Below are 12764 nucleotides of genomic sequence, written 5' to 3' on the forward strand. Positions count from 1 at the left end.
AACTCCACTGGCCTGACCTGGCTCGCTCCGAAGGCCGCTGCCCCCCCGACAGAACAGGTCGGTTCAACCACCGCACCCGAAAATACAATTCGCCCACCCGCCCCACGCGCATCCGACATGCCCACCAGCATGATCAATGCGCACCCTGCCAACATGCCAAGCGAACTCACCATAACGCCCACCTCTCGAGGTGCACCCCGTCGATACGGGGCCTCTCAAGGGCTGTCGGCCTGAAAGGTCCGGGCTTGACGGGTTTCGGTGACGCCACTCCCGATAATGTGATGTGCATCACATTGCACGAGGGGTTCGGGGCGATGACTCTTGGAAGAGCCGCCTCCGCACCTGTCATTTAGTCTTGGAGAGGTTATTTCGCGGTGAACCAACGGTGAGCTGACGTTGACATGGTTGTGGCATGGATCAGGGCAACCAAGACATCGGCCGGGCGAGGCCGATCTTTATCAGCGCGACGAAATATATTTCTCGCGCCGGATCTGCTTCACCGGCAGGCCGAATTCCTGCAATACCGCAAAGGCAGCGTCAACCATGTTCGGGTTGCCGCACAGGTACGCGATGTCGCGGTCGGCGTGCGGGCCAAGTTCGGCCAGCACGTGCTGGACGTGGCCGCTGCGGTCGGTGGAGCGCGGAACGGCGCGGGCTTCGCGGCTGAGGCAGCCGTGGAACAGGAAGCCGGGGTGGGTTTGCGCGAAGGCCTCGAACTCCTCGCCATAGAGCAGCTCGGTTTCGGTGCGCGCGCCGTACAACAGCACCACCTCGCGGTCGCCTTTGGCCAGCAGTTTCTCGATCTGCGGCAGCATCGCCCGGTACGGGGTGACGCCGGTACCGGTGGCCAGCAGCAGGTAACGCGGATGGGTGTCCGCCTCCTGCAGGCAGAAGCGACCGTACGGGCCGCTGGCGTCGATCATCCCGCCGTGTGCCAACTCGCCCAGAAGTTTCGTTGCCGCGCCGCCTTCGACATAGCTCACCGCGATCTCGATTTGCTGCACCGGACCGTTGCCGTCGCCGATGGTGCCCACCGAATAGCTGCGCTTGGTCGCCGTGCCGTCGTCGTAATGGAAGTGCACCTGCAGGAACTGGCCGGGAAGGAAGGCCAGCGGCTGGCCATCGACGCGTTCGAACACCAGATGACGCACGCTGGATGCAAGCATGCGACTGTCGACAAGACGGAGCTGGAAGTGATCGGCCATGTGGGGTTTCCGGAAACAGTGTGTGCCGCCCGACACGGTCGGGTGGCGGGGCATAGCCCGCTATAATAAGGGCTAACCCCCTCGGTGCAGCCCATGTCCCCGCAATACGCCTCCACGGCCCCCGCGCTTGTCGTCGACAATTTGCGCAAAACCTACCGCAACGGCGTCGAAGCCCTGAAGGGCATCAGCCTGACCGTGCAGCCGGGCGATTTCTTTGCCCTGCTCGGCCCCAACGGTGCCGGCAAGTCGACCCTGATCGGCATCCTGTCTTCGCTGGTGAACTCCACCTCGGGCGATGCGCAGGTATTCGGCGTGTCAGTGAACAAGAATCGCAGCGCCGCGATGCAGTTGATCGGGCTGGTACCGCAGGAGATCAACTTCAACCAGTTCGAGAAGCCGTTCGACATCTGCGTGAACGAGGCCGGTTTCTACGGCATTCCACGCAAGATCGCTGCCGAACGCGCGGAAAAGTACCTGAGGGAATTGCGCCTGTGGGACAAGGCGTTCCATCAGGCGCGCGAGATGTCCGGTGGCATGAAGCGCCGCCTGATGATCGCCCGCGCGATGATGAACGAGCCGAAGCTGCTGATCCTGGATGAGCCCACCGCGGGCGTGGACATCGAGATTCGCCGCTCGATGTGGCAGTTCGTCAGCGGCATCAATGCCGCCGGCACCACGGTGATCCTGACCACGCATTACCTGGAGGAAGCCGAGTCGCTGTGCCGCAACATCGCGATCATCGATCACGGCAAGATCATCGAGAACACCAGCATGAAAGCGCTGCTGGCCACGCTGGACGTGGAAACGTTCGTTCTCGACGTTAACCAGGCACCGCAGGCATTGCCGCAATTGAACGGGATCAGCATTCGCCGCGTCGACGACCGCACCCTGGAAGCGGAAATGGCGCGTTCGCAGGATCTCAATTCGCTGTTCGGCGCACTCACCAGCAGCGGCATCACGGTCAACTCGATGCGCACCAAGACCAATCGGCTGGAGGAGTTGTTCGTGAGACTGGTGGAGAACGGCCGCGAGCCGGGCAAGGAGGTTGCGGCATGAACGCCTCGACCAACATGATCGCGCTGTACACCGTGGCGCGCCGCGAAATCATCCGCATCATGCGGATCTGGACCCAGACCCTGATCCCGCCGATCATCACGATGACGCTGTATTTCGTGATCTTCGGAAAACTCATCGGCAGCCGCATCGGCCTGATCGAAGGCTTCAGCTACATGCAGTTCATCGTGCCGGGGCTGGTGATGATGACCATCATCAACAACAGCTACATGAACATTTCCAGCTCCTTTTACGGCGCCAAGTTCCAGCGTTCGGTGGAAGAGATGCTGGTGGCGCCGATGGCGAACTGGACGATTCTTTCCGGCTATGTGATCGGCGCGGTGGCACGCGGCCTGGTGGTCGGTGCGTTGGTGCTGGTCGTGGCGCTGTTCTTCACCTCGCTGCACGTGGCGCATCCGTGGATCGCGCTGGCATCGGTGACGCTGGGCGCAGTCATCTTTGCGCTGGCCGGTTTCATCAACGCGGTGTTCGCCAGCAAATTCGACGACATCGCGCTGGTGCCGACGTTCGTGATCACGCCGCTGACGTATCTGGGCGGCGTGTTCTATTCCATCAACATGCTGGGCCAACCGTGGCGCGCGATCTCCCACGCCAACCCGATCCTGTACATGGTCAACGCGTTTCGCTACGGCATTCTGGGCGTCAGTGACGTGCCGATTGGCTGGGCTTTCGTGTTGATGCTGGTGTTCATCGCCGCGCTGGCGATCGTGGCGCTGCAACTGCTCAAGCGCGGCGTCGGCCTGCGGTCCTGAGCTGACTTGTGCGCGTAAACAAGTACATCAGCGAAGCCGGTCTGTGCTCGCGACGCGAGGCGGACGAACTGCTGCTGGCCGGTCGCGTCAGCATCAACGGTGAAGTGGTCTCCACCGGCGCCAAGGCGCTGGACGGCGACGAGGTGCGCGTGGATGGCGAGATCGTCAAGGCGCGCATCCTGGCCGCCACGCCGGGCGCGAAGAAGGCCATCTACATCGCGCTGAACAAGCCGGTCGGCATCACCTGCACCACCGACCAGAGCGTGGCCGGAAACATCATCGATTTCATCGACCATCCGCAACGGATTTTCCCGATCGGCCGGCTGGACAAGGATTCCGAAGGGCTGATCCTGCTGACCAGCAATGGCGACATCGTCAACGAGATCCTGCGCGCGGAGAACAACCACGAGAAGGAATACCTGGTCGGCGTGAACAAGGCGGTCACCGACGAATTCCTTGCCGGCATGAGCAAGGGCGTGCGCATCCACAACCAGATGACCAAGCCGTGCAAGGTGCGACGCATCGCCAAGTTCGGCTTCTCGATCGTGCTGACCCAGGGCCTGAACCGGCAGATCCGTCTGATGGCGGCCGCGTTCGGCTACCGCGTGACCCAGCTGCGTCGCGTGCGCATCGACAACGTCAAGCTGGCCCACCTGAAAGTCGGCCAGTGGCGCAACCTCACCGAAGCGGAGCTGAAAGGCCTGCTGCCCGGCCGCACGCAATGGTGATTCCCGGCGTTTTGTAGGGGGACACTGTCCGCCGGCTTTCGCGAACGCCCACCAAGAGCGGCGGACAGCGTCGTAGGGCGGGCACTGCCCGCCGGCTCTTCGGCAACGCGCACGAAAAATGCAAAAGCCGGCGGGCAGTGCCCGCCCTACGACGCCGCGGCTACGCGGCAGGCAGGGTTTGCAGATCCCAGCGCGGACGCACCTGGATGGTTTCGTCCTGGTGCTGGCCGCTGGCCAAGCGGATGGCGCCGGCCAGCGCGACCATCGCGCCGTTGTCGGTGCAGAAATCCAGCCGCGGGAAATACACCCGGAAGCCGTCCTTTTCGCCAGCCCTGGCCAGCTCGCTGCGCAGGTGCCGGTTCGCGCCCACGCCACCGGCGATCACCAGCCGGCGCGCTCCGCTGGCTTCCAGCGCACGGCGGCACTTGATGATCAATGTGTCGACGATCGCTTCCTGGAAGGCGCGGGCGACGTCGGCACGGGTCTGCTCGCTCTGGTCGGACTTCTGCCAGGCAAGCAGCACCTGGGTCTTCAGGCCGGAAAAACTGAAGTCCAGGCCCGGCCGGTCCGTCATCGGCCGCGAGAAGCGGAACGCACCGGCGCGACCCTGTTCGGCGAGTTTCGCCAGCGCCGGGCCACCGGGGTACGGCAGACCCATCAGCTTGGCGGTCTTGTCGAACGCCTCGCCGGCCGCGTCGTCCAGGGTGTCACCCAGAATCGTGTACTGACCGATCGCCTTGACCTCGACCAGCATGGAATGGCCTCCGGACACCAGCAAGGCCACGAACGGCGGCTCGGGCGGATCGTCCTCCAGCAGTGGCGCCAGCAGGTGTCCTTCCATGTGATGGACGCCAATGGCCGGCACGCCGAGCGCCCAGGCCAGCGCCCGACCCAGCGACGCGCCCACCAGCAAGGCGCCGACCAGACCGGGACCGGCGGTATAAGCCACCCCGCCCAGATCCTGCACGGTCAGGCCGGCTTCGGTCAGCGCCTCGCGGATCAGCGGCACCAGTTTGCGCACGTGGTCGCGGCTGGCCAGCTCGGGCACCACGCCGCCGTAGTCGGCGTGCAGCTTGATCTGGCTGTACAAGGTATGAGCCAGCAGACCCCGTCCGGGCGCCTGCGGATCCCAGCGCAGCAGGGCCACGCCGGTCTCGTCACAGGAGCTCTCGATGCCCAGAATCGGCTTCATCACTCCGGGCTTTGAAAATTCTTCGTTATGCACGGTATAATTCCCGGCTCACCACATTCAACTGTCCTGCAAGAGCAGGCAGATTACCACCCGGAGTTTCCATGCCCAACGTAAAAGTTCGCGAGAACGAGCCGTTCGAGATCGCACTGCGTCGTTTCAAGCGTACCTGCGAAAAGGCCGGCGTCCTGGCCGAAACGCGCAAGCGCGAGTTCTATGAGAAGCCGACCCAGGAACGCAAGCGCAAGCGCGCTGCTGCCGTGAAGCGTCACCTGCGCCGTCTGTCGCGCGACGTTTCGCGCAAGGTCCGTCTGTACTGAGTTTCCTGATCTGCCGTCATGGCAGGTCACGCGGCGCTCCGGCGCGGCATAGCCGGAAACGCGGTCGGCGCGGGTTCTCGCAGCCACCGCAAGCACAGCAGATTCGACATGGCCGGTGTTGTCCCCAGGGCAACGCCGGCTTTGTCGTTTCCGTAGAATCGACTTTCCATCTCCAGAGGCCCCGCTCATGACGCTCAAGCAGCAGCTCACCGAAGACATGAAGAACGCCATGCGCGCCGGCGAAAAGCATCGGCTGGGCGTGATCCGGCTGATGCTGGCGGCGATCAAGCAGCGCGAGGTGGACGAACGGATCGAGCTGGACGACACGCAGGTGCTGGCCACGCTCGAAAAGATGATGAAGCAGCGCAAGGACTCGGTCAGCCAGTTCGACGCCGCCGGCCGCGAGGACCTGTCGGCGATCGAGCGTGCCGAGATGGTGGTGATCGAGACTTACCTGCCCGCCAAGCTCGGCGACGAGGAAATCGACGCCCTGATCACCGCCGCGATCGCCGAGACCGGCGCCAGCTCGCCGCGCGACATGGGCAAGGTGGTGGCCGCCGTGAAGGAAAAGGCGGCCGGGCGCGCCGACATGGGCGTGGTGTCGGGCCGGATCAAGACGCGCCTGGCCGGCTGACGCCTCTCAATTCGCGGCAATGGTCTTTCAGCCCGGCCGCGTCAGCAGGATCAGCGCCAGCAACGACAACAGAATCGCCATGATGCCCAGCGCCATGCGCCGGCGTCGCTGGCGCAGCCGTTGCCAGTTCGCCATGTCGAGGAAGTAGCGCCCCTCGCCCGGACAGCGCAACACCGCGTGCTGCACCAGTTGATACCAGGCCATGCCCTGTTTCAGCCCCAGCTGCTCCGGGCTGCACGCGGTCGGCGCGGTGGTCGCGGCCGCGCGTTCAAACGCGCGCACGATCGCCCGCTGCTTCACCATCATCACCGCATTGATCACCACGATTCGTCACTCCCTCGGCCGACCGGGCAGCTTGCCGCGGCGAACGGGCGCGGGCAAGCCTGACGATGCATCGCGTTCACGCGAGGGGCGCTACAAAGCCCGTGGAATCGGTGGAACCCCACCGCCATAACCGTCGTTGCAGGAGATCTTCATGCTGAAGTGGGCCATCATTTTCGCCATCGTCTCGCTGGTCACCGGCTGGCTCGGCTTCGGCGGCGTTTCCGGCGCCAGCGCGACCATCGCCAAGGTGCTGTTTGCGTGCTTCGTGATCCTGTTCCTGCTGGCGCTGCTGGCGGTGATCGGCGTTTTCCACATTCTCTAGGACTTTCCACCGGCGCCTGCCTTGGCGTGCGCCGGTGATCCGGCAGGTGGCGATGGCGATGGCCGGAGCCGAGCAACACCCGGCCCGGGCCGGCGGATCAGAGCACCGTGCTCGCCGCGCCTGAGCGGTTGCCGCGCGAAGACCCATCCAGCTCTCGCCGTCACACTCCCGCTGAGACCCCAGCCCGGTCCACGCCATCGTTATCCGGCGGACCCGGCCCTGACCGACTAAACTAGGCCGCTTATGCGTGGCCTGATCCCCGACAGTTTCATCGATGAATTGCTTGCTCGCGTCGACATTGTCGACGTGATCGAGCGGCGGGTGCCGTTGAAGAAGGCCGGGCGCGAGTGGACGGCCTGCTGCCCGTTCCACAACGAACGCTCGCCCTCGTTCTACGTCAGCCCGGCCAAGCAGTTCTTCCACTGCTTCGGCTGCGGCGTGCACGGCAGCGCGATCAAGTTCCTGATGGATTACGACCGGCTGGAATTCCCCGACGCGGTCGAGGAACTGGCGCAGACGGTCGGCCTTACCGTGCCGCGCGAGGGTGGCCGCGAAGCGGCGCCGCGCGAGGACAAGACCGATCTGTACGCGCTGCTGGATGCCGCCGCGCTCTGGTACGAAAGCGAGCTGCCGCGCAGCAGCGATGCCCAGGCCTATTGCAAAAAGCGCGGACTCGACGCCGAGGCGATCAAGCGTTTCCGCCTCGGCTGGGCGTCGGCCGGCTATGACGGGGTGATCAAGGCGTTGGGCAATACGCCTCGGCGGATGGAACTGCTCACCGAAGCTGGCATGGTGGCCAGCAATGAACGCGGCAGCAAGTACGACCGCTTCCGCGAGCGGCTGATGTTCCCGATCCTCGACCGTCGGGGTCGGGTGATCGCGTTCGGCGGCCGCGTGCTGAGCGCGGAGCAGTCCCCCAAATACCTCAACTCGCCCGAGACACCGCTGTTCCACAAGGGCCGCGAGCTGTTCGCGCTGTGGCAGGTGAAACAGGCCAACCAGAGTCTTCTCCGCATCGTCGTGGTCGAGGGCTACATGGATGTGATCGCGCTGCACCAGGCGGGGTTGCCGATCGCGGTGGCCACGCTGGGCACGGCGACCACGCCCGAACACACCGAGGTCTTGTTCCGCGCCGCACCGGACGTGGTGTTCTGTTTCGATGGCGACCGTGCCGGTCGCGCCGCCGCGTGGAAGGCGCTGGAAGCGGCGCTGCCGCGTTTGCGCGACGGTCGGCAGGCCTACTTTCTGTTCCTGCCCGATGGCGAGGACCCGGACTCGCTGGTGCGCAAGGAAGGCAAGGACGGTTTCGAAAAACGCATCAAGGAAGCGATGCCGCTGTCCGACTACTTCTTCAACGAACTGTCGCACGACGTCGACATGGCCAGTCTCGACGGGCGCGCCCGGTTGGCCGAGCGCGCCCGTCCGTTGATCGCGAAACTGCCCGACGGCGCGTTCCGCGACCTGATGGCACAGGAGCTGGAAAAGCGCAGCGGTGCCCGCGCGCTGCTGCAGGCCGAACCGTCCGGTCAGCGCAGCATGCAACGACCGACGGCGGTGCAGCGCAGCCTGGTACGCAGTGCCATCTCGCTGCTGCTGGCCCAGCCAGGCCTGGCCGACCAGGTGGAAAAACCCTATCGCTTCCTGCGCCTGGACAAGCCCGGCGTGGACCTGCTGGCCGAGTTGCTCGATCTGGCGCGCGCGCGTCCCGGCATCAATCCGGCGATGCTGGTGGAACACTTCGCCGAGCGTCCGGAATATCCGTCGCTGCAGAAACTGATGGCGGCACTGTCGGTCGGCGAACCGGAAAGTCAGGGCATCGAGTTTTTCGATGCCCTGGCACGGATGGAAGACCAGGCAATCACCCAGCGCCGCGACGCGCTGACGGCCAAGAGCCGGGAAGGCACGCTGGAAAGCACCGAGAAAGCCGAACTGCGCGAACTGCTGGCTGCCCGGGTGCGCCCGCCAGTGGCGTCCGCGTGACTGCGATGACGTGCCGCATGCCCTGGCCTGCCATGGGCGTCATCCCGGCGCTGACAGCGGGCGACAATGCGAGTGTGGGATCATGCATGGCTTCGGCCTGGCGTATTTCGCAGGCCGCACGGGATTATTGATGGATCTTTTGCCCCAACTGATCAGGATTTTCGCCGAGAACGGCTACGTTGCCGTGTTCATCGCGCTGATGATCTGTGGCGCCGGCCTGCCGCTTCCCGAAGACATCACCCTGGTCGCCGGCGGCGTGATCGCGGGACTGGGCTACGCCAACGTGCATGTGATGGTGGCGCTGGCGATGTTCGGCGTGCTGCTCGGCGACTGCGCGATCTTCCTGCTCGGCCATCACTACGGCTCGCGGATTCTCAAATGGCGTTTCGTGGCGCGCATCCTGACCCCCGCGCGTTACAGCAAGGTGCAGGACAAGTTCCAGCGCTACGGCAACCGCGTGCTGTTTTTCGCACGTTTCCTGCCCGGCATGCGCACCACCGTCTACCTCACCGCCGGCATGACCCACCGCGTCTCGTTCGCGCGTTTCCTGTTCATTGACACCGTCGCCGCACTGATCAGCGTGCCGTTCTGGGTCTACCTCGGTTTTCTCGGCGCCGACAATCATGAGTGGCTGGTCAAATGGATCCATCGCGGCCAGAGCAGCCTGTGGGCCATGGTGGGCATTCTCGTGGTGATCGGCTTGTTCCTGTGGTGGCGTCGAAAACACCGCGATCAATGCGGACTGGACTGAACAAGGGCATCTCTTTGCGTCGCTTTCTGCCGGACAACTTCACCCTCGCCCTGCTTGCCACCGTCGTACTGGCTTCCCTGTTGCCCTGCCACGGCTCCGCGGCCCGGGTGTTCGACTGGATCACCAACGCCGGCATCGCCCTGCTGTTCTTCCTGCACGGTGCGAAATTGCCGCGCTCGGCGATCGTGCAGGGATTGACCCACTGGCGACTGCACCTCACCGTCTTCGCGGGCACCTTCGTGCTGTTCCCGTTGCTCGGACTGGCGCTGCGCCCGCTGGGCCATGCGCTGCTGACGCCCGACCTCTACCTCGGCATCCTGTTCGTCTGCGCGCTGCCTTCGACGGTGCAGTCCTCCATCGCGTTCACCTCGATCGCAGGCGGCAACGTTTCCGCCGCCGTGGTCAGCGCCTCGATGTCGAACCTGATCGGCATCGCGCTGACGCCGCTGCTGGTCGGCCTGTTGCTGGCCACCAGCGGCGGCGGCGCCTCATGGCATGGCGTGCTGGACATCATGCTGGAACTGCTGCTGCCATTCACGCTTGGCCATGTCGCGCGGCGCTGGATCGGCGACTTCGTCGATCATCACAAGCCCCTGCTCGGCTACACCGACCAGGGCACGATCCTGCTGGTGGTCTACACCGCCTTCAGCGCGGCGGTGGTCGAAGGCTTGTGGCACGACACGCCGCTCTCCGCGCTGCTGTCGACACTGGCGATGTGCGGACTGCTGCTGGCGCTGGTGATGCCGACGCTGACCTGGGCCGCACGACGGCTGGGCTTTTCGCGCGAAGACGAGATCACCATCGTGTTCTGCGGCTCCAAGAAGAGCATGGCCAGCGGCATCCCGATGGCCAAGATCCTGTTCGCCGGCCAACTCGGCGGCCTCGGCGCACTGGTGCTGCCATTGATGATTTTTCATCAGCTGCAGCTGATGGTGTGCGCGGTGGTGGCGCGGCGGTATGCGACGCGTGGGGCGCATCCTGTTGGCGAGGATGATCGCGAGGCGGATTGATGTCCGGGGCCGCGTTGTTTTCGGCGACAGGCCGTGACTTCAGAGCAAAGGCTTTCGTCTGCCTGCGGCAGCCGAGCCACCTTTCTCTGCGTGGCCAGAGAAACGTGGCCCAAAGAGAGGCCACCCCGCTTGGCGCTTGTTGGGCTTCCTGCCCAACAAGTCCGTGAGCCGGGGCCGGGCTTTTCGAACGGGCCTCCTGCCCGTGCGAAAAGGAACCGACCTCCATGTCGGTTCCCGCTACGCGGCCTGTCGACCCCGACTCACCGCCGCACAAGGGACCCCGTGTAAAGCAGCGGGCCATCCTGGCCCGCACTCGGTGCGCAACCGCGTTGCGGTTGCGAAGAGCGAAAAGCGACTCAGCGCAGTTGATGGCCCGACTACTGCTTTAGCTGATGCGAGGCGATCGTGAACCGGCCGCTTTCGGCCAAGAACGGCCGGTCGGCTACTTCGGATGCTTGCCGCAACGGGGCCGTTCGAAAGCCGTTGAGCATCACCCTGCACTGACGAAATTGACGCTCACACGGTCAGCGGATTCTTGCCAAGCGAGCGAGTTCTTGACGCGAGTCAATTATGGGCATGCACGCACCGTGGTTCGCCATCGCGTGGGCGGCGTTGAAGCGCAACATTCAAGAGGCTCGGCGCGCAACGACCGCGGAGCCCCGATCCAGACAGCCATCAATTCCGCGGACTTGCATCTGCAGGAAACCTCGGCGTCGACAATTCCGGCAGGACAAATCATGGTTTTCGCTCATAGGAATGAGGGACATCTTCATTCGAACGACTCACAGCGACACAATGACGATATCAATGAGCCGCGGTATTCCCCATGAGCACATCGTCGTCCAGCGCAGAATCTGTCCACCACCACGTTCGGCGCATGGTCGGACGCGACCCGCATGAACAGCATCGGGTGGCTACCCCACTCGAACTGCTGTTCGACCTGACCTTCGCAACGAGCTTTGGCGTGGCGGCCTTCCAGTTCGCGGAGGCATTTGGTGCGGCTCACTACGGAGCCGCATTCCTCGGCTTCGGCTTCGCCGCCTCGATTATCTGCTGGGCCTGGGTCAATTTTTCGTGGTTTGCCTCGGCCTATGACACCGACGATTGGGTGTTTCGCGTGGCCACCATGGTGCAGATGACCGGCGTATTAATTTTGGCCATCGGCCTGCCGCCGATGTTCAAGTCGATCGGGCATGGGGTGCATCTTGACGCCTCCGGAACGGTGCTCGGCTATGTGGTGATGCGCGCCGCGATGGTCTTTCAGTGGTCGCGCGCTGCGTGGCAAGACCCGCGCCGGCGGCGTGCTTGTCTGACCTATGCCATCACCATCTCGATCGCCCAGATCGGTTGGGTCGCGTGGGCTTTCCTCAACACGAGTCTAGTCCTGGGCGTGGTAATTTTCTGCGTACTCTGGTCGATCGAATTTGCAGCACCGTGGCTGGCCGAGCGCAAGGACGGCGGCACGCCGTGGCACGCTCATCACATCGCCGAGCGCTACAGTCTTTTTGCGGTCATTGCCTTGGGCGAGTCAGTCGTCGGCACGGTCGACGCGATGAGCGCCGTGATCGGGCGGCAAGGCTGGACGCTGGACGCAGTGCTTGTTTGCGTTGCCGGCGTGGGACTGACGTTTGGTCTGTGGTGGGTCTATTACCTGCTTCCCTCGGGGCGAGCCCTGCACGAGCATCGATCCCGCGCTTTCGCCTGGGCCTACGCACAGATGTTCATCGTCACCTCGATCATCGCAGTCGGCGCCGGCTTGCGTGTGGCTGCGCTTTTCGTAGAAGGAAAGACGGCCACTGGTGCGCTTGGCGCCCTGCTCACCGTGGCGGTTCCGGTAGGCGTATTCATCGGCCTCGTGTATGGCCTTTACCATTACCTCGTGCGTCGCCCGGACCCTCTCCACGTGTGGCTTCTCGCCGCGAGTGCGGTGACGTTGGCCGGTGCCGTTGTCGCGGCCGTCCTCGGTGTCGAGATGGCGATCTGTCTGGTTGTCGTCACCTGCGTGCCAGCCATCACCGTCGTTGGGTACGAGGTACTTGGCTACCGCCACCAGTCAGTTGTGGGTGAAACCCGCCCTTTGCTTCAGTGAACGTGTACGCGCCAGGTTTAGATCGGCGAGGAGCAGTCAAAGCGGAGCCCAAGATTGCTCGGGCCGATAACAGCCGGTCGACTCCTCAAATGGCTGCCACAAAGCAGCCACTCGCGACCGGCGGAAATGGGTCGATAGCAGACCGTCAAACGCACTGCGACTGGCTGTTTCCAGCACGACTACCGTTCGCGACACCCGTCACTTTTGACTTGGCTCTTCTGAAGAATGCGGGCCACGATGGCCCGCTGCTCTACCCGGGGCCCCTGTGCGGCGGTGAGGCGGGGACGACAGGCCGCGTAGCGGGAACCGACAGGAAGTCGGTTCCTTTTCGCCAGCACATGGATGTGCTGTCGAAAAGCCCGGCCTCGGCTCACGGACTTGCCGGG

At 64.1% G+C, this 12764-nt stretch carries 13 protein-coding genes; 10 read left to right on the plus strand and 3 right to left on the minus strand.

Translation table 11 applies throughout. The features are described 5' to 3' along the window. Window positions 1-458: 458 nt before the first annotated feature. A complete protein-coding gene (locus ACVWWQ_RS14265) occupies window positions 459-1205 on the minus strand; it encodes an FAD-binding oxidoreductase (RefSeq protein WP_133951655.1) in 747 nt (248 codons plus the stop codon). Between the two features lie 93 nt (window positions 1206-1298). On the opposite strand from ACVWWQ_RS14265, the gene ACVWWQ_RS14270 reads away from it, so the two are divergent. From ACVWWQ_RS14270 to ACVWWQ_RS14280, 3 genes are read left to right on the plus strand one after another with little or no spacing between them, the layout of a single operon-like run. Further along, window positions 1299-2261, plus strand: coding sequence for an ABC transporter ATP-binding protein (locus tag ACVWWQ_RS14270; RefSeq protein WP_133951657.1), 963 nt, complete (start codon window positions 1299-1301; stop codon window positions 2259-2261). Continuing rightward, the gene (locus tag ACVWWQ_RS14275; RefSeq protein WP_099654381.1) at window positions 2258-3031 is read left to right on the plus strand and encodes an ABC transporter permease; all 774 of its coding nucleotides are present in this window, start codon (window positions 2258-2260) and stop codon (window positions 3029-3031) included. Before ACVWWQ_RS14270 ends, ACVWWQ_RS14275 begins: the two co-directional genes overlap by 4 nt. 8 nt (window positions 3032-3039) lie before the next feature. Further along, window positions 3040-3759 carry a pseudouridine synthase gene (locus ACVWWQ_RS14280; protein WP_133951659.1) on the plus strand — a complete coding sequence of 240 codons (720 nt, stop codon included), beginning with the start codon at window positions 3040-3042 and terminating at the stop codon, window positions 3757-3759. Between the two features lie 160 nt (window positions 3760-3919). Here the strand turns inward: ACVWWQ_RS14280 and tsaD are convergent, their stop codons facing one another. Then, window positions 3920-4951: a tRNA (adenosine(37)-N6)-threonylcarbamoyltransferase complex transferase subunit TsaD gene (gene tsaD / locus ACVWWQ_RS14285; protein ID WP_133951661.1), complete on the minus strand. Its 1032-nt coding sequence runs from the start codon at window positions 4949-4951 to the stop codon at window positions 3920-3922. Between the two features lie 101 nt (window positions 4952-5052). Between tsaD and rpsU the strand changes: the two genes are divergently transcribed. Then, entirely contained in the window at window positions 5053-5268 is a 216-nt protein-coding gene (gene rpsU / locus ACVWWQ_RS14290; RefSeq protein ID WP_007081639.1) for a 30S ribosomal protein S21, read from the plus strand. A gap of 187 nt (window positions 5269-5455) precedes the next feature. Further along, window positions 5456-5902: a GatB/YqeY domain-containing protein gene (locus ACVWWQ_RS14295; RefSeq protein WP_133951663.1), complete on the plus strand. Its 447-nt coding sequence runs from the start codon at window positions 5456-5458 to the stop codon at window positions 5900-5902. Window positions 5903-5929: 27 nt separating this feature from the next. Here ACVWWQ_RS14295 and ACVWWQ_RS14300 read toward each other — a convergent pair whose 3' ends face one another. Continuing rightward, on the minus strand, window positions 5930-6226 hold the full coding sequence (locus tag ACVWWQ_RS14300) for a hypothetical protein (protein WP_133951665.1): 297 nt from the start codon (window positions 6224-6226) through the stop codon (window positions 5930-5932). A gap of 151 nt (window positions 6227-6377) precedes the next feature. Between ACVWWQ_RS14300 and ACVWWQ_RS14305 the strand changes: the two genes are divergently transcribed. The 5 genes from ACVWWQ_RS14305 (at window position 6378) to ACVWWQ_RS14325 (ending at window position 12378) form a co-directional block, all read left to right on the plus strand. Continuing rightward, window positions 6378-6548 carry a DUF1328 domain-containing protein gene (locus ACVWWQ_RS14305; protein WP_099654557.1) on the plus strand — a complete coding sequence of 57 codons (171 nt, stop codon included), beginning with the start codon at window positions 6378-6380 and terminating at the stop codon, window positions 6546-6548. Between the two features lie 243 nt (window positions 6549-6791). Continuing rightward, window positions 6792-8528 (plus strand): DNA primase, encoded by a 1737-nt coding sequence (gene dnaG / locus ACVWWQ_RS14310; RefSeq protein WP_133951667.1) that lies wholly within the window; start codon window positions 6792-6794, stop codon window positions 8526-8528. 130 nt (window positions 8529-8658) lie between these two features. Continuing rightward, the gene (locus tag ACVWWQ_RS14315) at window positions 8659-9279 is read left to right on the plus strand and encodes a DedA family protein (protein ID WP_099654558.1); all 621 of its coding nucleotides are present in this window, start codon (window positions 8659-8661) and stop codon (window positions 9277-9279) included. A gap of 8 nt (window positions 9280-9287) precedes the next feature. Continuing rightward, window positions 9288-10289 (plus strand): bile acid:sodium symporter family protein, encoded by a 1002-nt coding sequence (locus ACVWWQ_RS14320; protein ID WP_133952037.1) that lies wholly within the window; start codon window positions 9288-9290, stop codon window positions 10287-10289. Between the two features lie 826 nt (window positions 10290-11115). Then, window positions 11116-12378, plus strand: a complete 1263-nt coding sequence (locus ACVWWQ_RS14325) for a low temperature requirement protein A (protein WP_133951669.1) — start codon at window positions 11116-11118, stop codon at window positions 12376-12378. Window positions 12379-12764: the final 386 nt, after the last annotated feature.

It is taken from the genome of Rhodanobacter sp. TND4EL1 (genome assembly GCF_054061035.1).

Coding starts and splice junctions, on each gene's coding strand:
- rpsU (WP_007081639.1), top strand. CDS start 5,053: ATGCCCAACGTAAAAGTTCGCGAGAACGAGCCGTTCGAGATCGCACTG.
- ACVWWQ_RS14315 (WP_099654558.1), top strand. CDS start 8,659: ATGGATCTTTTGCCCCAACTGATCAGGATTTTCGCCGAGAACGGCTAC.
- ACVWWQ_RS14275 (WP_099654381.1), top strand. CDS start 2,258: ATGAACGCCTCGACCAACATGATCGCGCTGTACACCGTGGCGCGCCGC.
- tsaD (WP_133951661.1), bottom strand. CDS start 4,951: ATGAAGCCGATTCTGGGCATCGAGAGCTCCTGTGACGAGACCGGCGTG.
- ACVWWQ_RS14270 (WP_133951657.1), top strand. CDS start 1,299: ATGTCCCCGCAATACGCCTCCACGGCCCCCGCGCTTGTCGTCGACAAT.
- ACVWWQ_RS14305 (WP_099654557.1), top strand. CDS start 6,378: ATGCTGAAGTGGGCCATCATTTTCGCCATCGTCTCGCTGGTCACCGGC.
- ACVWWQ_RS14295 (WP_133951663.1), top strand. CDS start 5,456: ATGACGCTCAAGCAGCAGCTCACCGAAGACATGAAGAACGCCATGCGC.
- dnaG (WP_133951667.1), top strand. CDS start 6,792: ATGCGTGGCCTGATCCCCGACAGTTTCATCGATGAATTGCTTGCTCGC.
- ACVWWQ_RS14325 (WP_133951669.1), top strand. CDS start 11,116: ATGAGCACATCGTCGTCCAGCGCAGAATCTGTCCACCACCACGTTCGG.
- ACVWWQ_RS14265 (WP_133951655.1), bottom strand. CDS start 1,205: ATGGCCGATCACTTCCAGCTCCGTCTTGTCGACAGTCGCATGCTTGCA.